This is a genomic window from Methylophaga sp. OBS4, from assembly GCF_026319305.1.
Lineage (GTDB): Bacteria > Pseudomonadota > Gammaproteobacteria > Nitrosococcales > Methylophagaceae > Methylophaga.
In genome coordinates this window covers 1-18,646 of the sequence record NZ_JAPDMV010000025.1, presented here as the reverse complement: position 1 = coordinate 18,646, position 18,646 = coordinate 1, and the positions used below count along the sequence as shown (strand labels likewise).

The window sequence follows — 18,646 nt, the reverse complement described above, 5'->3', positions numbered from 1 at the left end:
TCAGTCCTCTTTCTCAGTTGAAACCACTTGTAGGTCAGTTTTGTTGTCCAGCAAAAAGCTGGTTTGTACGGCATGGCTATCAATGATCTTGTCAGTAGAGCGATCCTTGATAGCTACGCCTGAACACTGCAGTCTTCGCGCTTCACTCAGCAGATAAAGACATTTCCTGGCCGCGCCTGAATAAGAAAGGCCGGCTATACGTACGTTGGAAATACAATTGCGTTTGTCATCGGTCAGGCCTCTTTTAGGAGCCCAGCTCAGATACAGCCCCAAACTGTCGGGAGAACTGAGACCAGGTCGTTCTCCAATGAGTACCAAAACCGCATGGGCCTTAAGACATTCGCCGACATCGTCGCCAATGGCGACACGGCCCTGTTCCACCAAAGCAATCGGTGCCAGGGAAACAGACGCCTGTTCATGGCTGAGTGCCGAGACCAGTTCACGGATGAACGGCAGCGCATTTTGCTTAATCGCCGTCGCTGATAGGCCATCAGCCACCACCAAAACCAAATCAAATGGCTGCTGTGACCGACACTGCGTTAATAACTGCCGTGATGCTTCATTCAGTTGTCTGCCCCGGTCCGGACGCTGTAAATAGGTCCTCCGATCCGGCGCTTGGCTGTGGAGTGTCAAAGGTGGCGCTGAATTTAACAGCGGATAGTCCTCAGCGAGTTGAAGCAGGGCCTGTTTAAGGCTGTCCCAGTCCATCGCGGTATGTACAGCGTCACGCGCCTGGGCATGGGCCAGCTGAAAGTCGAGTGACGCCTGTGTCGGGGTGCTGATACCTGCCCGGCCAATCCCGATTCGGGCAGCAGTAAACTGACGCAAACGACGCCAGGGATTATCAATCACACCGCGCCAATCCTGGCCATACGCCTCATGGTTAGGGGACTCAACGGGTTTAACTATGTGCTTCCCTGCTGTTTCCCTGTCAGGTAAAACAGTCACCCTGGCAGCAAATGCCGGTGGCAGTTGAGCATTCAGCCGGACCCCAGCCGCATTACTCATGATCTGCATCTTTTCCAGCCAGGTTTCAAATTCCGGGGCGGCCCCCAATCCCAGCACACGACGGGCATAAAGGGCATCATGAAAAGAAGTGGTCTGATAGTTCAGCATAATGTCGTCAGAACCGGGAATCCCCATCACAAAGGAGCAACCGGCGGTACCCAGCAAGGTCAGCAGATTATCCATATCATTCTGATCGGCTTCAGCATGGTTGGTATAACAGACATCACAGCCCATTGGCAGGCCGAGTAATTTGCCGCAGAAGTGATCTTCCAGGCCGGCGCGGATAATTTCTTTGCCATCAAACAAATATTCCGGGCCAATAAATCCCACCACGGTATTCACCAACAGCGGATTAAATTTTCTGGCCACGGCATAGGCTCGGGCCTCGCAGGTTTGTTGATCCAGGCCATGATGGGCATTAGCAGAAAGCGCACTGCCCTGCCCGGTTTCGAAATACATGACATTCTGGCCCACGGTGCCGCGTTTTAATGCCAGCGCGGCCTGTTGCGCCTCTGCTAGTATGGCGAGATTAAAACCAAAACTGCTGTTGGTTTTTTCTGTACCGCCTATGGATTGAAATACCAAATCCACCGGTGCACCGTTTTCGATACACTCCAAGGTATTGGTGACATGGGTCAGCACGCAGGACTGTGTCGGAATCTCATAAAGTGAAATCACTTCATCCATTAACGACATCAGGCGTGTCGCCTGCGTGACATTATCTGTGGCCGGATTAATGCCAATCACCGCATCACCCGAGCCATACAGCAAACCATCAAAAATACTGGCGGCAATGCCATTCACATCATCGGTGGGGTGATTGGGCTGTAGCCTCGTAGACAATCTTTTCGGTAAACCAATCGTGTTTCTAAAAGCCGTGACCACTCGACACTTCTGCGCGACCAGAATCAAATCCTGATTACGCATGATTTTGCTGACAGCGGCAGCCATTTCCGGGGTAATACCTGAGCATACCTGGGTCAGGATCTCTGTCGTCGTCTCATCAGAAAGCAACCAGTTACGAAAATCACCTACTGTCAGATGGGAAATCCTTTCAAAGGCAGCAGCATCATGGTCATCAATAATCAGCCGAGTCACTTCATCCTGTTCATAAGGCACTAAAGCTTCATTAAGGAAGACTTTCAGTGGGGTTTCAGCCAACAGCATTTGTGCTACAGCCCGCTCTTCAGCACTTTCAGCTATCACACCTGCCAAGCGATCTCCCGAACGAGACGGACTAGCCTTAGCCATCAGTTCTGCTAAATCCGCAAACTGATAGGTTCTGCTTCCCAAGAAGTATCGATAAGTCTGTGACATAAAATGCTTTAAATCCAGATGGCTGGAACAAAAATTGCCTTACAATAAACAAAGTTTCCTAGAATGAATGCGAAATCTATACCTCGGGCATATCGAAAAATGGCAAATTTCTTTTATCTTTATATTCAGCCACTTACTTCTTTTTAAATGAAGCAATAATCGAAAGGTAAAGCCGATGGAACAGAACAAAGCGGGGGTTGCACCAGAACGAAGCAGTAACGCATCAAATTGGGGAATACTGGAGGCCACCGATCCTGATGAGCAGGCACATAACCTAAGAAACTGGCAGCAACAATATGATCAGATAAGCCGGGGCCCGTTTTATGGCCGCATTGAAGAAGTCAGCTCCAAGCGTATTCATGCCTTTCGTGAACACACAAGCCAGACGGTTCGTCAGCAATGTAACGTGTGGCCAAATTCAGTCTGGCTGGGATTTTCATCGGACGAGAAATCCTGCCGAATTAACGGCCATCAGGTAAACCATCAGCTCTTGATTGTCAGACCGGGTGATACCCAATTTGAACTGGTCACACCTGAAGAATTTAATATTTTCGGTATTGTTGTCAGTCAAGAAAGCCTGCATGAAGTGGCTCAGAAGCAAGGCATCATTCTGGACGCAACCGTATTTAACTCACCTTTACGTGCCTGGCAGTCCCGTAAACTGAACATCCTGAGATATGTGTTGAATGAACTGCTTAAACCTGAGCATGCTGGTCTTTCCAGACCTATCCAGGAAGAAAACCTGATCATGGCAGTATTAGACGTGTTGCAGCAAAATGACGGCCAGATTCATGAAAAACCCAGCTTTATCAAACGCCGTGCGGTAGTTGAAAAAGTCAGCGCCTATCTTGAAGCCCATCCCGATAAACCCTTCACAATTACCGAACTGTGCGAACTAACCCATGTCAGTCGACGCACAATGCAATACTGTTTTGAGGATGTACTGGGGATCAGTCCTTTACGCTGTATCCGTATATCACGCCTTAATGCAGTAAGAAGACGACTGCTGCAGGGACTCGAAGAGGGGGAGACTATCTCAATGGTGGCGCAACAGTGGGGATTCCTGCATGCAGGCCAATTTACCCATGATTACACCCGGTTATTTGGTGAGAACCCCTCGGTTACACTGATACGCAGTCAAAACTGACTCACACTGCAGAACACTTTCATCATAAAAAAGCCAGCCGCCCGATGAGTAGAAGGCGACTGGCCGAGAGATGGGCAGCAACTAGGCTGTTTGATGGTAATTTTTCAGGCAACAATAGAGGCGGGGAAGAAAGAGCAATACCCCCTAGATAGAGGCACTGATACTCAGATAAAGCTCATCAGTTTCACTACCCTGGAAGGTTTCTCCATCACTATCGGTATCGCTGTAGCCCACGGTAACATCAAACTTGCCAACCGTTTTGCTTAAGGCAATACCATAGTAATCGTAGCTATCAACATCATAAAAATCGTCATCCAGCTTCTGAGTACCATAATGCAGGGTCAGTCCCAGTTCATACGGCAAGCTCAAATCCAGAGAACTTTCAATCGCTGTAGCATCACCGGTTTCAGCAAAAAAATCGGGTGAATGCAAAACCGATACGCCTAATGTGGGAGCCAATGAAGTGTCAAAGTTATAGGCTAGGGAGCCACCATATTCCCAATAAGCCAGATCGCCGATATCTTCCGGATCGCCTGAACCCGCCTCTCCCGGATAGTCGTAATAGATCACATCGAGAGAATAAGCAAAACCATTAATTTCGCCGGTGTAGCCTCCGTAATAATCAATCTCAAAAGATTCGGTTTCTACAGCATCAATGGAACTCGCCCAAGTGCCCAAGTAAAAGCCGTTATATCCCCAATCAAAACCACCACTGACCGCACCGTGATCATCTGACAAAGTGATACCGCGGAACAGGTAGTTTGTGGTCAATCCGATATTGGCACTGAAGTTATCCACATCCATTGCCCCATCGGCAAGACTCATCGATGAGAACAAAGATGTTGATGACAGCACTATCAAACTGCATATCGATTTTTTCATTAAAGGTCTCCAAGTGAAAAATAACGCTATAGACTTGTCTGCCTGGCATCGCTTGATACGAACCGACTCGCAAATCCCCGCTTAAGCGCTGCGAAATGTATTCCGCGATACTATCGGAAACTGGCAAACCTTAATTACCTATATTTTTCATATGGTTACAATGAATCAATAAATAGGTTTGAGTATAAAATCTCATTCACAGACATAGGGGCATGCACTAAAAATGTCCAAATGCAGCCACAGTGGTGCGAAGAAGAAGGGATCGGCTATACAATCAGGCTTCTATCCATCCGCTCCGCCCCTTCCCGCAAGGTGGGCTAACGGGACTTGCGCAACCAAAGTGCCAGCCCGGTGATACCGAGCATCAAAGGCACAAGGCCAGCCAGACACCAGAATAAACGGCCCGGTAGGCCGAGAAACTGGCCCGTGTGCAAAGGTAACTGCCACTCGGCATAACTGTCGCCGGCCAGGTTCTTTGCCGGCTCATCAATATCAAGCACCGTACCGTCAAAGGACACAAACACAAAAGTACGGCCATACGGCGCAGCCTCACCCGGCTGTCTGAGATAAACCGTATAAAGCGCCTTATCCGGCACGATCCTCAAGTAATAGGCTTCAGCGTCCGGCCTGACAGCAAGCGCCCTGGCTATGGCCTTGTCCGGATCCTCAGCCGCTTTGTCGGCCACCTCAGGCAAGGTATCGGGAAACCAGGACGTGGTCGGCAACAACGATGAGACAACCGGCCTGACTGCGTAATCCATATTCCACCACAGCCCGGTCCAGATAATAATGAGGAAAACCACGGCGAACAGCAGGCCGCCCGCCCGGTGCAGGTCGAACATCAAACGCGGCATCCCGGCCGAACTTTTTATGGACAGTGCTTTACGCCACTTGCCTGGTTTAGGCCAGGCCAGCCAGATACCGGCCATAGTCATCAACAACCAGAGTAACGCTACGATACCCAGAAAAGTCTCACCGATACCTCCGGCGGCCAGGCTGTAGTGGAGCCGGTACAAAAAAGGCAGCAAATGCTGACGACCCAGGCTGATCCGGTCGGTATCACGGTCACCCAGGACTTCACCCGAATAGGGATTCAGAAATACCTCATCAATACCTGTCGATTCTCCGGCAAGATAAATGATGACACTGCTACGTTCATTCCGAGGCAGGATAAAGCCATGGACACTGCTACCCGGATATTTTTCAAGCACAGCCCTTGACAGCTTGGCAAATGACTTGGGTGTCCCTGAATCGACAACGTTGTACCAGGCCGGGTTAAACCAGCTATCAACCGTGCGCCAGAAAGCAATAGCCGACCCCGTCAGGCCGGCTATCACCACAAACAGCAGAATGAAGACGCCGATCCACCGATGCAGCTGCATCCAGAATCGGCGCCGGCGCATAGCCGTCATCCAGGACATGCGTTGTTACATATCGACACGTAACGCCACTCCAAAGGTTCTCGGTGCACCGACATCCAGCGAATCATCACCCTGATTGTTGGTGATGTACTCGCGGTCAAACAGGTTTCTGACATAACCGCTCAGGCTGACCTTGTTGCTCAGCTTGTATTCGGCATTCAGGTTGACCAGGGTGATGCCGGGGTTTTTGCGTTCGACTGCTTCGTTATTACCATCGTCATCAAAGTCGTCAATATCCAGCGTAAAGCTGTTGGATTGCGAGACAATGTCGCCAGCGACTCTCAGGCCGTTGTTAAAGGTATAGGCAGCGCCAAACGTAGCCTTGAGTCGCGGTGCAAACTCGAATCGCTTGCCGCTCAGATCAACACCGTCAACCACGAACTCTTGGAACTCGCTGTCGACATAGGATGTGCCGAAGTACAGTTCCAGCTTGGGCGTTACGCGATAATCCGCCGAGAACTCCAGACCCCGCATGCGGGATTCGGCCGCATTGACAACTTCAGCGATGTCATCGCCATTGCGATCGACTTCCACTTGCTGATCTCTCCAGTTGGTATGGAAGATATTAAGACTGGTGCGCAGCGATTTATCCAGCCAGGCACCGCGCCAGGACAACTCGTAGGTGCTGGTGTATTCAGGATCGTAGGGCAGATGTTCGGTCGAGGTACTCAGGTCCACGCCACCGCCGCGGTAACCGCGCTTCCACTCCAGCCCGATCAGATGATTGTCAGACAACTCGTGGCTGATACCGACCTTCGGCAGCAGTTCGTTGAAGGTTTTTTCCATATCAGCGCTGGACACGGTGGCAAAACCGAGTGGATCGGTGTAGTTGAACCTGGTGTGGTTTTTCTCCCGGTCATAGCGCAAGCCGCCATGCAGTTGCCAGTGGTCGGCGAACTCCCAGTTCGCTTCGCCGAAAACAGCCGTGTTCCTGATATGCGCATCACCTTCCACCACCAGGGCCGGGTCGGGGATTCCGTCCAGTTTCAGGTTGATCTGATCGAGTATATCGTTGGTATGAGTACCGTAATAAGCCCCGAAAAATCCGGTCAGGCGGTCGCCGTCATAATTCAATCGCAGTTCCTGATTGAGCAGACGTTGCTCGTGTTTGCGCACGGCCTCACGCTCGCGATCCACGCCCGAGTCGAAATCCAGCAATGCCCGGTATTTAGCCCAGGTGCCGCTGGAAGTGCTGGTCAGCGTCCAGTTATCCGACAGGTAATAATCCAGCTTGGCGACGGCCGCATTCTGATCCAGCGCGTTTAATTCCTTCGTGTTCAGGAAATGCTTGTAATAGAAAGGTCTGCCGTTTTCGGCACTGACCGTATGCGCGCCACGCTTGTTTTCGTTGCGCGAGACGGTCAATAGCAGATCCAGCTTGTCGGTCGGCTGAATAAGCAGCTTACCGCGGGTCGTCACCGCACGGCTGGCATTGCCGTCGGTATCCAGGGTTTCATTACGGATGTAGCCGTCATCTTCCTGGTAATCAAACGCCAAGCGGCCGGCAACCACATCATCGACAAGCGCGCCGCCCGCCACGAACGACGCGCCCTGTTCGCCGTATTTGCCGATATTGGTCTGGGCGGCAAACTCAGGTTCATAAGTCGGATCTTTCGTTTTCATCACCACCGCACCGGCCAGTGAGTTACGCCCCTGGGTAGTGGACTGAGAACCGCGGAAAACCTCGACCTGCTCCACATCCCACAGGCGCAGCGGATTCAGCGTTACCAGTCTGTGGGTCTGCACAGCACCGTCGACAAACACGGATATTGCACCATTCATGGTAGCTGCGCCCTGCTCGTCAAAACCGTCCACCGGCACGCCGCGAATGCCCCAGTTTTCATTACCGCTCTGCGTATAGACGCCCGGCGTTCTCGCCATGATGTTCTGCACATCGTTATCGGCATGCTTGCGGATATCGTCACTGGTGATAACCGCGACACTGGACAAGGTGTCTTCCAATCGCCTTTCGATCTTTTCCCCGGTCACCGTCACAACGGGCAAAGCCAGTGTTTCTTTCACCTCAGCAGGCACGGCTTTCTGCAAGGTGTAACTGCCATCCTGGCGCCGGACCATTTGCAGGCCGCTGCCGGCCAGCATTTGCTGCACAGCTTCGCTGGCAGTGTAATCGCCGGAAACCGGGGCAGCAGTCAAACCTTCAGTAAGCGCCGGGTCAAATGACAGGGCCATGCCGGCATTGACGGCGAAGTTAGACAAAGTGGTGCCCAGCGGACCGGCGGGAATCTGGTAGCTTTGCACTCCCGTCTGGCCACCGGCATAGCTGTTGCCGGCGACGCTGACAGAGGCGGCCAGCGCTACGGCCAGAACGGTTTTACGAAAGCCCGGTTTCAGACGGAGTTGAACAAGCGACGGCTTGTTCCGCTTAATGTTACGCATTCGGCTGTTCCTTAAAATTCAAAGCAATAAAAGTGTTTTCACCTTTATTGCCAGCCGAAAAACAAAAAAGTATCACGTCATCTCAAAAAAATTTAACGCGGTAGCAACGTCACCCAAAAGCCGCCCATTCGTGAAGCCAACGCGACAGGATAAGTCGAAACCAGCATATTCAGCGACTTTTCGGGATCGGACACCGGGTAAGCGCCTGAAATTCGCAAATCGGCAATAGCCGGATCACAGCGCAAAAGCCCGCTGCGGTAACGCGACAGTTCCGTCACAAAGTCTCCAAGCCGTATGTTATCGGCCAGCAACATGCCGCGTGTCCAGGCTGTGGCAGCCTGTCCCGCCGGTTTCACATCGCCGACGGCATCCTCTGTAAAAACGGCTTGCTGACCGGCGGAAAGTACAATGTTATTCTCCGCGCCGGCCTGGCCGGGTTCGATACGTACGGCCCCTTCAAGCACCGTTAGTTCGGTTTTACCTGGATACTGGCGTACATTGAAGCGGGTACCCAGGGCTTCCATTCGCCCCTGTGCGCTGACAACCAGAAACGGACGGTGCGCGTCTCCCGGGTCTTGTCCTGTTTCAATCAGTATTTCACCGCGGTGTAGCCGAACCACCCGGTGCTGACTATCAAAATGGATATCAACAGCGGTAGCGGTATTCAGTGTCATCTTGGTACCGTCGGCCAGTTGCAAGTCCCGGCTTTCGCCGCTGGCCGTGTGGTAATCGGCGCTCCAACCCTGCGAGTTGGCAAAACGCCAACTGCCCCATCCGACCGGGGCAACAAGCAATACCATCAGCAGCTTATTAAGCGCCGCCCGGCGTTTCTTGTCGACATGACGACCTAATGCAGGCATGGCCAGGGATGCCGGCAGCTTGCCCAGCTTTCGCATCAACAACTCGGCGCGGGCCCAGGCAGCAGCATGATCCGGGCAGGCCTGCCGCCAGCGTTCGAAAGCCCGGCGATCCTCTTCACCGACATCATCCGCGTTTAGCCTGACCAGCCAGTCGACGGCCTGCTCCATTACTTCCGGCTCTAACTCATTCAGGCTCTTGGTCTGACTCATTGCTTTTACATCACCATTAAACAGTGGCTGAATGCCTGCTTCATATAGCGCTTAACGGTAATCAAGGACACATCCAGCCGGCTGGCGATGTCCTGATATTTAAGCCCCTCGATTTGAGATAACAGAAAGGCATGTTTGACCGGTAATGGCAGGCTGTCGAGCATGGCATCGATTTCATGCAGGCTTTCCAGAATCAGGTAACGCTGCTCTTCCGACGGGGCAGCCTGTTCCGGCAGTTGTGCTAGAGCGTCCAAATACGCCTGCTCCAGAGACTGGCGCCGATACCAGTTCACCAGAATGCCCCTGGCGATCGTGGTCAGAAAAGCGCGGGGTTCTTTAATCGCCGTTTCAGGTCCGGCCAATACGCGGGTAAATGTATCCTGCGCCAAATCTTCGGCCTGATAATCACAGCCCAGCCTATGCCGCAGCCATTGATAAACCCAGCCATGGTGCTCTCTGTAAAGTGTTTCGATGTTCTGCTGCGCCATGCTTATATTTCAGCAAGTTACGATTGATAATGAGATACATTATCTTTTACATCGCTATTTGGCAAGTCATCTACGCTGGCAATATATACCCAAGTTACCTCAAAATGCAGGTTTCATGGCACACATCCCTGTGTGCCACCTTCGGCAAGGTGCAATTCTGTTCCTGACAGAATTGTCAGAGCTATCGCAGCGCTTTCAATGTAAGGCGCACTGGTGAAGGAATATGAGTATCTTTCAAGCCAGTGCAACGCAGCAGTGGAAGCGCTGCGAAGTTCCCGAAGGGCGGGGCTAAAAGGTCAACCGGCACTGCCATTCCTCTCGGCAAAGGCCGCGCTCATCTCCGAAGCCATGCGGGCGACACGCTCCGAACAGCCCTTTTCCCCCATCTGCTTACGCACGCTCAGCAGGCCGCCGCGGATAGCTTCGGCATAGGCCGAATCCTCGATGATCTTGATGATCTCGTCCGCGAGGGCCGTCGGCGTCGCTGCGTCCTGAATAAATTCTCTGACCACGCCCCTGCCGGCAACGATATTGGCGAGGCTGATGAAAGGAATTTTCACAAGCCGCTTGCCGATGGCGTAGGTTAGCGGCGCCATTTTGTAGACAACCGCCATCGGGGTGCCGACCAGCGCCGTCTGCAGCGTCACCGTTCCTGAAACAGTAATGGCGGCGCAGCAGGCGTTGGCGACGTCGTAGATGTTCGCCTGCGTCAGCGTGACCGGCAGGTTTCTTTGGGAGAGCTTTTCTCTGACAATCTCGGGATCGAGCGACGACGCGACGGGAAGGAGAAACTGTACCTCAGGACAGCGCTGCCTGATAAGTTCGGCGGCATCGACAATGGTATCGAAAATATAGCGAAGCTCATTGCGCCGGCTGCCCGGGAAAAGCCCGATCACGGGACGCGCCGCATCGAGGCCCAGAGACGAAAGCAATGCCTTCTTGTCCAGCCGCACTTGCGCATCTTCCAGCAGCGGATTGCCGACATAGCTGACGTCGATGTCATAGCCTCGGTAAAAATCGGCCTCAAAGGGCAGAATAACCGCCATGCGATCGACCAGCCGGGCGATCTTTTTGGCCCGCCCCTGCCGCCATGCCCAGATCTGGGGACTGATGTAATACAGCACGGGAATCCCCGCCTTTTGGGCCTGCCGCGCCAGCCGCAGGTTGAATTCCGGAAAATCAATCAGAATCAGCAGATCCGGACGCTCCGGTCCATGGATGATCTTTTTCAGCCGCTGCAAAGCCCGGTAGATCACCGGAAAATATTCGATGACCTCCACGATTCCCATCACTGCCAGTTCCTCGCTGGAGATCAGGATATCGCAGCCGGCCGCCGCCATGCTGTTGCCGCCGACGCCGAAAAAGACAAGCTCCGGATCGATACGCCTTGCGGCCCGCACCAGATTGCCACCGTGCAGGTCGCCGGAGGCTTCCCCGGTCACGATCAAGGCACGACGCTGTGGCCGGTGAGGCGTTGCAGGACTTTTCACGCCGTCAGCACCACGGCACAGATCCTGTCGATCTGCGCCTCGGTCAATTCCGGATACATAGGCAAGGAGAGGACCTGAGAGGCGACCGCTTCGGTGACGGGCAGCGAAACATCTGCAAAACGCTCACGGTAGATCTCCTGCCGGTGAAGCGGTATCGGATAATAGACGGCACTGGCGATCCCCGTTTCCGCAAGCGCCTTCTGCACCGCATCGCGTCGTTTCGTCAGCAGGGTGTACTGGTGATAGACATGGGTGCCCTTGCCGTCCTCCACCGGCGAGCGTCCCTCCCAATCCTGGAGGCGCTCGGTATACAAAGCCGCGTTGCGACGCCGGGCCTGGTTGTAGCGGTCAATCTGTGGCAGTTTCGCCCGCAGCACCACAGCCTGTAGTTCATCAAGGCGGCTGTTATAGCCGATAACAGCGTGGTGGTAGCGCTCCTGGCTGCCGTGATTGGCCAGCACCCTTACCGTATGGGCCAGATCATCGCTATCGGTGACGATCATGCCGCCGTCACCGTAGCAGCCGAGGTTTTTGCTCGGGAAAAAAGAAAAACAGCCGAAATCGCCAAAGCTGCCCGTCATCTTGCCGCCGTAGTCGGCACCAAACGACTGGGCGCAGTCCTCGATGCACTTCAGATTGTATCTGCGGCACAGTGCGGCTATCGGTTCGAGATCGGCCGGCTGGCCGAAAAGATGTACGGGCAGGATGGCGCGGGTGCGGGGGGTTATGGCCGCCTCGATCAGATCCACATCGATGTTGAAGGTCTCCGGATCGATATCGACAAAAACCGGCTCGGCGCCGACGTAGGAGATTGCCTCGGCGGTAGCAATAAAGGTAAAAGCGGTCGTGATGACTTCGTCACCGGAACCGATACCTGCGGCACGCAGCGCCAGGTGCAAGGCATCGGTGCCGGACGCGACGGCGATGGCGTGCTGAACACCACAATATGCGGCAACTTCAGTTTCCAGTGAGCGCCCCTGCGGGCCGAGAATGAAGTGTGTCGTTTCTAGCACTTGGCGAAATCCGCTTTCGATCTCGTCGCGCAGCGATTCGAACTGAATTTTGAGATCCACCATCGGAATATCCATGTTCTTGCTCCGGAAAAAACGTCAAAAGAACAGCGCGGCAAAGCCCTCTCTCCGATGATTTTGGGATAACAACGGGGCAGGGAGTGATTTCATGCCAGCTTGCGATTGATCCGCAAGGCCAGTCCGAGAGCGCGTTTCCCCTCCTCGCCACTCACCAGCGGCGGTGTTCCTTTACGCACAGCATCGAGAAATGAGCGAATCTCCTCCAAAAGCACATCGACTTGTTCGAAAATGCGCTCTTCCATGGAGGTTTCCGGAAGTCCGGGTATTGGTAATCCGTTTCCACCTTTGCGCAAAATGGAAATCTTGCAAGCCTGGTAGTCGATGGAAATATAGGCGTCGGGCTGGAAGATGCGGATTTTGCGCATCGTTTCGCGGCTAACGCGACTGGCGGTAACATTGGCCACGCAACCGTTTTCAAACTGCAGACGCGCGTTGGCGATGTCGACTTCCTGCGACAGAACCGGAACTCCGACGGAATTAATCATCTTGACGGTCGAAGGGACCAGGGTCAGCAGGATATCGATATCGTGGATCATAAGATCGAGTACGACATTAACGTCCGTGCCCCGAGGTTTGAAGGGGGCAAGCCGGTGCGATTCGATGAAGACCGGATTGTTGAGTACCCCTTTGAGAGCCATTATCGCGGGATTGAAACGCTCAAGGTGCCCTGCCTGAAAAACCAGTTTCTTTTCAGTCGCGATAGCGATCAGTTCATCGGCTTCTTCAACAGTTTGGGTTATCGGCTTCTCCAGGAGGATATGGCAGCCGGCACTGAGGAAATCCCTAGCGACATCATAATGGAACTGGGTGGGAACGGCGATCGAAACAACATCGGCTTTGTCGAGAATCTGACGATAATCATCATACGCAGCGGTGCCGACTTCGGTGGCGACTTGTTGTGCACGTTGCGCATCGATATCAACGACAGCGACGAGATCGACTCCCGACAGCGCAGCGTATTTCTGTGCATGAAAGCGTCCGAGATATCCGACGCCGATGACAGCCGCCCGCAGTGTGGTCATTGCACCAATCTCCTTGTTTATTCAAGAATCCTGGAGCCAGAATCGAGAAGTCAGGAACGGGTTGTTCTCAGTCTTCTCTCTTCCGTCCTATGTCTACCCCTAACGGCCAATCCCGCTTGCTGACGCGAAATAAACATATTTAGAAGCATAAAAGCCCTTTCCCGAACACACAACCCATTTTTTGAGCTCGACCAGACAGGAAGCGAACCTCTTTTTACACTGTAACGCTACTCTTCTCACGCGAAAATCTTGCTTTTTGGCCGGTGATCCGACGGCTGATACCGCAGATAGCCCTGCCAACCCTGTGACCACTTTGTCCGTGATTTGATGGTATTGTCGTTTTGTTAGACCCCTATTAAACAGGCCTCCCTTGCCGCCAGCCAAAGGTCAGGGGCATGCGTAGTGCTGCCCTGATAGGAGATTTGCAATTGCCTGGTAAGCGTTTCCAGTGAACGCCTGTGGAAAGGCTCTACAACCAAGAGCTTGTTTATAGTCGCTAAGGCCCGGAAATATCTGAATTTACTTACCCACTACCCGCAATTTGGCGGCGATAAAGTCTTTGTGAGAAACATGCAGCAGGTTTGCCAGCCGCCGGATCACATGCTGTTCCAGTTCATGCAGCTCCTTGTCGGCCCAGGCCAACTGCCACAATGATTCAATCAGCTTGATTTTTTCTTCGGCACTGAACTGCCGGTTGATTTCAGAGGTAAAGCGGTAAAAATCTGTTGCTGACTGATGCGCTTGCTCCGCCTGTTCGATCAAAGCTTCCGCTTCATCCGCAGGTACATCAAACTGACGCTGCAAAAGCACTCGCAGCATTCTTTTTTCCGCATCATGCTGCTCATCATCAACGGCAATGATTTCAACCATCAAGGCAACCGCGGCCAATGCACGAGATTGTGTGTCATCAACCGGCACCTCAGTTGTTTGCAACGACAACGGGTCGGTAAAAATCTGTTTCAGTTTCGCTAACATCGTCTTTCCTAAAGTCGTCTAATAGACCTTATGTCAGTTGTGAAGTTCAGAACCCTCAGGCTTGTTTGAGCATAACCGCTGCCTGATAGCGCGGTTTGCCGTAGCCCGACATGCGGTTGAACTCTTTATGGGTCACCGGAATATAACCGCTGTCGGTAATGCTTTTATTATCGTCCCAATCCACGTCGGGATCGTGAAAATAGACAAAGGTATCGGACACCGACACCACCAGCACCCAATGCGGTGATTTACTCTGATTGAGCCGGTAAGAACTGATCAATACCAAAGCTAAAGCACCCTGATCCAGGTATTGTCTTAATAGTGCCACATCGACTGCGGCCTGTTGCTGCTCGATTTCAAAATTGTTGATTTGCTCGATAAAGTTCTGATGTACGCACTCGATCACCGCTTTTTTATCTTCACTGCGTACACCATTAATAAACGGAATCTCGTCCGAATTACAAATCAGTGTCGTGTTAAGACCTCGCTGAAATGCAGCCAGCGCCAGGCCCTGCGGGCTGCAGCCGCCATGACCGGATGTCATGAAAATGGTGGTCGCTTCACGCCATAATTGCAGTTCCAGTTTCCTGTCCAACATAGTATCGGGTGCAAAGGCTTTCAGGGCCATCATCAGGCAGGCGGAGCCACAGGTGAAATCGGTAGTCTGTGAGTAGTGCGCTACTTGCGGATGGGTGATTTCCGGCAGATGATGCAACACCTTCATCATTCTGAGGGCGTCGGCGTGGTCCTCATAAAAATCACTGACAATATCAAACGGCTGATAACCCAGTTTTTCGTATAGCCGGATCGCCGCCATATTATCGGGCCGGACTTCCAGTCTGAGGAAGCTGCGCCCGGCATCCAGTGCTCTTGTTTCTGCTGCCGCCATCAGTTTGGCAGCCACACCCAACTTGCGATAAGGCTGAGACACAGCCAGAGAATAGACCCGTCCCAGTGAAGTGCCTCGCGAGTAAAGCAGTAAAACATAACCCGCCAGGGTGTCGCCAGCCATCGCAGTCAACAATAAGGTATGACCTTTATCGATCATCCACTTGAAGCTGCGGCGGGAAAGGCGATCAGAGTCGAAACATTGATTTTCCAGCTTACTGAGTGCGTCGACGTCTGCGAGTGTCGCTTCGCGAATAAGCAGCTCAGCGTCCGTTGTGATCGCCATTTTCTGTCAATCCGTCCAGCGCCATTCCGATCACCTGACGGCCACGGAACAGTACCAGTTCCTGCCATTGTCTTTCATCAGGACAGAAAAAGTCCTGCATCGCATGTTTGACGTCCATGGTCGTATCATCCTGCCAGTCAATCTTACCCTGCTGTTGCAGTTGCTGATCGTCAGACAACACTCGCAGCATTTGCTGATTGCCAAAAGTACCGAACTCCAGCGTCAGAAAGCACACATGCTCACCCTGGCTATGCCAGAAATAATCATGCAAGCCCAGTTTAGTGCCCGAACTGGAGGTACCCAGCGCCGGTTCGGTTACCGTCGCGCCAAATAATTCCACGGCATAATCCCGGCCGGCAGTGTCAACAGGATGATCACAAATCAGCTCACCATAACCGTAAGGCCCCAATCCGCTGTGAATATCAATCACAATGATTTTTTTACGGCTGGCCGGCTTGAGCTGTGCTGCCAGCTGTTCGATACACTGACGTGACCAGGAGGCTTGTGTACCGCCATAGTATGGCGCCTGAGGATCTGCATACTGCCCTTGTGACAACATATCCAATTGCTGACGATCTTCCGCCACTGCTGCAATATCTGTTTTGCCATCCTGTAGTTCCCGCCAGATTTCCGTTGCCTGAGAAACAGGCAGGTCGGCATTGAAGTCAACAAAGTTGCGGTTAACGTCTACGCCGTCATGATCATTGCGACTGGCCCAGGCAAAGCCCCACGGGTTAATGGCATGCACCAGTACGACACACACATCCGGCGGCAGGCGCCGATGGCGGGTGACAAAATCAGATTGAATAGCTGAACCCACGGCCCCTTCAACACCATGAAGGCCGGAAACCAATACCAAAACGTTGTCAGCCTTCGGATTACCTGTCCAGGCAATGTCACAGAATAACTTCTCGTTTTTCGGACCTTTTAACGGATGCGGCAGGCTGGTCAGCTTTTCGACTATCGAACTGGTCTCGACATTACTGATAAATTTATCTCGTGCACCAGCGTAGCGCTGCGAAAAAACACTTAAAACGGCATCGGCATACATGGTAACTGGCCTCCTGTACAGAAATTTTTCGCGAAGGATAGGTGAGTTTTCCCATTTTGACCAGCAAATAAAACCAGACGCAAAAATTTTTATCACCTCAATTGCAGAATGCCCTTATTATTCGCATTTAAACAAGACGCTGGCGCAGGAGGAAGCAAAGGCAACTAATGACTAAGCACTTGATAATAGTTGAAAATATTGCCGACTGGGGTCCTTACTTTCCCAGCGAGCAAGTCATCGGCGTAGATAAATATCTACAAGCACCACCGCAGCGCGCCGACAGTCGTGCGCAAATTCTCAACCTTTGCCGCAGTCTGGACTACCTCAGTCGCGGTTATTATTGTTCCATGGTCGCCGAAGCGCGCGGACATAAAGTTTTGCCCGGTTTGCGCACGATTAATGACCTGTCCCGCAAAAGTCTCTATGCCTATGATCTGTCAGATCTGTCGGCACAGCTGAATAAACTGCTGGCTTCAGCGGCGCAGTCACAAAGTTTTGTGCTGAAAATCTGTTTTGGTCAAACACCGGAAGCCTCATTACAAAAACTGGCGCGGCAGATTTTTGAGCAGTTCCCCTGCCCGATCCTGGATGTTGAATTCAGCTTCAAGGGCCACTGGACTATCAGCCGCATCAAAGCCGGCGCCATTAACAAGCTCAATGAAGCGGAACAGGACTTTTTTGCCGAGGCGCTCGACAGCTTCAGTCACCGCCTGTGGCGCAAGCCGCTGAAACGCCGTCAGTTTCGTTACGACATGGCGATTCTGCATAATCCGCAGGAAGCCATGCCGCCCAGTAATGCCGCCGCACTGAAACGTTTTATCAGCAGTGGCCGCCGTATCGGTATTGATGTCGAACTGATCACGCCGAAGGAATATATCCGCCTCGCCGAGTACGACGCCTTATTTATCCGTGAAACCACGGCCACGCATAACCATACTTATAAATTTGCCCGTCGTGCTGAAAGCGAAGGCTTGATCGTCGTCGACGATCCTACATCGATTATTCGCTGCACCAACAAGATCTACCTGAAAGAACTGCTGGCCGCCCATGATCTGCCGATGCCGGACTCGTACCTGCTCTATCGCAATGATCAGGCCGGACTGGACGCCCTGTGTGAACAGGCCTCATTTCCGCTGGTGATGAAAATCCCGGATGGCGCTTTTTCCAAGGGCATCATCAAAGTCAAAAATGCCGACGAACTGCGGCAGCAGGCGCCAGCGTTTTTCCAGCAATCGGCCATTATCCTGTTACAGGAATATATGTACACCGATTACGATTGGCGCATTGGCGTGTTTAACAATCAGGCTATCTATGCCTGCCAGTATTTTATGAGCAAGGGGCACTGGCAGATCTACAACCATCACAGTAAAAAAGGCACTGCCAGCGGTAAATCCAGCGCGATCCCCATCAGCGAAGTACCGGAAAAGGTGATTCGTATCGCAACCAAAGCCGCCAAACTGATCGGCGATGGTTTGTATGGTATTGATATCAAACAAAGCGGCAACCGGATTGTGATCATCGAAATCAATGACAATCCCAGCATTGATGCCGGGGTTGAAGACGCTTATCTGGGCATGGCGCTTTACGATGACATCATGCGCGAATTTCTGCGCCGGCTGGAGCAGAAAAAATCGGCGGGCCGTAGCCATTCATAAATCCGCAGATTTCGCAGATAAGCGCAGATTATTCAAAAAGAGATGGCCACGCGATGACGATTCCTTTTTGGTGTCGGGTGCCAGCCACACGATAGACTTGCTCTGAGCCGCAAGAATCGGCGAAATATGTGGATTTGTTGGAACAGGCTCCCACGCGGAGCATGGGAGCCAGCCAAATTTTTGGAGTTCCTCAGACTCAGAAACTATAAGTAGCCCCGATCTGATAAGTACGCTCCCGACCGGGGAAGAAACGATGTTCTCCGAAAGCAAAGTCAGCACGGTCAGCATATTCTTCATCCAGAATATTTTTGATTTGTCCATGCAATGTCAGTTTTTCAGTCACCCTGGTTGTCACCCGCAGATTCAGCAAGTCATGCCCGTCATATTCATTCTCATTGGCCGGATCTTGTTCGAAATCAGGACTGGATTGTTTCGCTATCGCTCGCAATGACAATACC

General features: G+C 52.5%; 14 protein-coding genes and 1 pseudogene. 2 read left to right on the top strand and 13 right to left on the bottom strand.

What is annotated here, in order from left to right:
• Positions 1-2,259 carry an ethanolamine ammonia-lyase subunit EutC gene (eutC, locus tag OMP95_RS08985; protein ID WP_416234642.1) on the bottom strand — a complete coding sequence of 753 codons (2,259 nt, stop codon included), beginning with the start codon at positions 2,257-2,259 and terminating at the stop codon, positions 1-3.
• 241 nt (positions 2,260-2,500) lie between these two features.
• Between eutC and OMP95_RS08980 the strand changes: the two genes are divergently transcribed.
• A complete protein-coding gene (locus OMP95_RS08980) occupies positions 2,501-3,472 on the top strand; it encodes a helix-turn-helix domain-containing protein (protein WP_266327987.1) in 972 nt (323 codons plus the stop codon).
• A gap of 144 nt (positions 3,473-3,616) precedes the next feature.
• On the opposite strand, the gene OMP95_RS08975 is transcribed toward OMP95_RS08980, so the two are convergent.
• The 11 genes from OMP95_RS08975 to OMP95_RS08925 all read right to left on the bottom strand — a co-directional run bounded on the left by OMP95_RS08975 (position 3,617) and on the right by OMP95_RS08925 (position 16,533).
• On the bottom strand, positions 3,617-4,354 hold the full coding sequence (locus OMP95_RS08975; protein ID WP_266327985.1) for a TorF family putative porin: 738 nt from the start codon (positions 4,352-4,354) through the stop codon (positions 3,617-3,619).
• Positions 4,355-4,671: 317 nt separating this feature from the next.
• Positions 4,672-5,757: a PepSY-associated TM helix domain-containing protein gene (locus tag OMP95_RS08970; RefSeq protein ID WP_266327983.1), complete on the bottom strand. Its 1,086-nt coding sequence runs from the start codon at positions 5,755-5,757 to the stop codon at positions 4,672-4,674.
• A gap of 24 nt (positions 5,758-5,781) precedes the next feature.
• Entirely contained in the window at positions 5,782-8,172 is a 2,391-nt protein-coding gene (locus OMP95_RS08965) for a TonB-dependent receptor domain-containing protein (protein WP_266327981.1), read from the bottom strand.
• Positions 8,173-8,264: 92 nt separating this feature from the next.
• The gene (locus OMP95_RS08960; protein WP_266327979.1) at positions 8,265-9,242 is read right to left on the bottom strand and encodes a FecR domain-containing protein; all 978 of its coding nucleotides are present in this window, start codon (positions 9,240-9,242) and stop codon (positions 8,265-8,267) included.
• Positions 9,243-9,247: 5 nt separating this feature from the next.
• Positions 9,248-9,730 carry a sigma-70 family RNA polymerase sigma factor gene (locus OMP95_RS08955; RefSeq protein WP_266327977.1) on the bottom strand — a complete coding sequence of 161 codons (483 nt, stop codon included), beginning with the start codon at positions 9,728-9,730 and terminating at the stop codon, positions 9,248-9,250.
• A gap of 296 nt (positions 9,731-10,026) precedes the next feature.
• Entirely contained in the window at positions 10,027-11,220 is a 1,194-nt protein-coding gene (lpxB, locus tag OMP95_RS08950) for a lipid-A-disaccharide synthase (protein WP_266327975.1), read from the bottom strand.
• Positions 11,217-12,308 carry a DegT/DnrJ/EryC1/StrS family aminotransferase gene (locus OMP95_RS08945; RefSeq protein ID WP_266327973.1) on the bottom strand — a complete coding sequence of 364 codons (1,092 nt, stop codon included), beginning with the start codon at positions 12,306-12,308 and terminating at the stop codon, positions 11,217-11,219. The genes lpxB and OMP95_RS08945 overlap by 4 nt, the downstream gene beginning before the upstream one ends.
• An 89-nt stretch (positions 12,309-12,397) precedes the next feature.
• Positions 12,398-13,333 (bottom strand): Gfo/Idh/MocA family protein, encoded by a 936-nt coding sequence (locus OMP95_RS08940; protein ID WP_266327971.1) that lies wholly within the window; start codon positions 13,331-13,333, stop codon positions 12,398-12,400.
• Between the two features lie 519 nt (positions 13,334-13,852).
• Positions 13,853-14,308, bottom strand: coding sequence for a TerB family tellurite resistance protein (locus tag OMP95_RS08935; protein ID WP_266327969.1), 456 nt, complete (start codon positions 14,306-14,308; stop codon positions 13,853-13,855).
• 55 nt (positions 14,309-14,363) lie between these two features.
• Entirely contained in the window at positions 14,364-15,482 is a 1,119-nt protein-coding gene (locus OMP95_RS08930; protein WP_266327967.1) for a GNAT family N-acetyltransferase/peptidase C39 family protein, read from the bottom strand.
• The gene (locus OMP95_RS08925) at positions 15,460-16,533 is read right to left on the bottom strand and encodes a DUF2817 domain-containing protein (protein WP_266327965.1); all 1,074 of its coding nucleotides are present in this window, start codon (positions 16,531-16,533) and stop codon (positions 15,460-15,462) included. The genes OMP95_RS08930 and OMP95_RS08925 overlap by 23 nt, the downstream gene beginning before the upstream one ends.
• A gap of 167 nt (positions 16,534-16,700) precedes the next feature.
• On the opposite strand from OMP95_RS08925, the gene OMP95_RS08920 reads away from it, so the two are divergent.
• A complete protein-coding gene (locus OMP95_RS08920; RefSeq protein ID WP_266327963.1) occupies positions 16,701-18,188 on the top strand; it encodes a RimK family protein in 1,488 nt (495 codons plus the stop codon).
• 196 nt (positions 18,189-18,384) lie between these two features.
• Here OMP95_RS08920 and OMP95_RS08915 read toward each other — a convergent pair.
• A pseudogene (locus OMP95_RS08915) lies at positions 18,385-18,646 on the bottom strand (TonB-dependent receptor); the annotation flags it as partial.

Bases quoted from the DNA above. Each gene is read 5' to 3' on its own strand.
- eutC (WP_416234642.1), bottom strand. From the start codon at position 2,259: ATGGCTAAGGCTAGTCCGTCTCGTTCGGGAGATCGCTTGGCAGGTGTG.
- OMP95_RS08980 (WP_266327987.1), top strand. From the start codon at position 2,501: ATGGAACAGAACAAAGCGGGGGTTGCACCAGAACGAAGCAGTAACGCA.
- OMP95_RS08975 (WP_266327985.1), bottom strand. From the start codon at position 4,354: ATGAAAAAATCGATATGCAGTTTGATAGTGCTGTCATCAACATCTTTG.
- OMP95_RS08970 (WP_266327983.1), bottom strand. From the start codon at position 5,757: ATGCGCCGGCGCCGATTCTGGATGCAGCTGCATCGGTGGATCGGCGTC.
- OMP95_RS08965 (WP_266327981.1), bottom strand. From the start codon at position 8,172: ATGCGTAACATTAAGCGGAACAAGCCGTCGCTTGTTCAACTCCGTCTG.
- OMP95_RS08960 (WP_266327979.1), bottom strand. From the start codon at position 9,242: ATGAGTCAGACCAAGAGCCTGAATGAGTTAGAGCCGGAAGTAATGGAG.
- OMP95_RS08955 (WP_266327977.1), bottom strand. From the start codon at position 9,730: ATGGCGCAGCAGAACATCGAAACACTTTACAGAGAGCACCATGGCTGG.
- OMP95_RS08945 (WP_266327973.1), bottom strand. From the start codon at position 12,308: ATGGATATTCCGATGGTGGATCTCAAAATTCAGTTCGAATCGCTGCGC.
- OMP95_RS08940 (WP_266327971.1), bottom strand. From the start codon at position 13,333: ATGACCACACTGCGGGCGGCTGTCATCGGCGTCGGATATCTCGGACGC.
- OMP95_RS08935 (WP_266327969.1), bottom strand. From the start codon at position 14,308: ATGTTAGCGAAACTGAAACAGATTTTTACCGACCCGTTGTCGTTGCAA.
- OMP95_RS08930 (WP_266327967.1), bottom strand. From the start codon at position 15,482: ATGGCGATCACAACGGACGCTGAGCTGCTTATTCGCGAAGCGACACTC.
- OMP95_RS08925 (WP_266327965.1), bottom strand. From the start codon at position 16,533: ATGTATGCCGATGCCGTTTTAAGTGTTTTTTCGCAGCGCTACGCTGGT.
- OMP95_RS08920 (WP_266327963.1), top strand. From the start codon at position 16,701: ATGACTAAGCACTTGATAATAGTTGAAAATATTGCCGACTGGGGTCCT.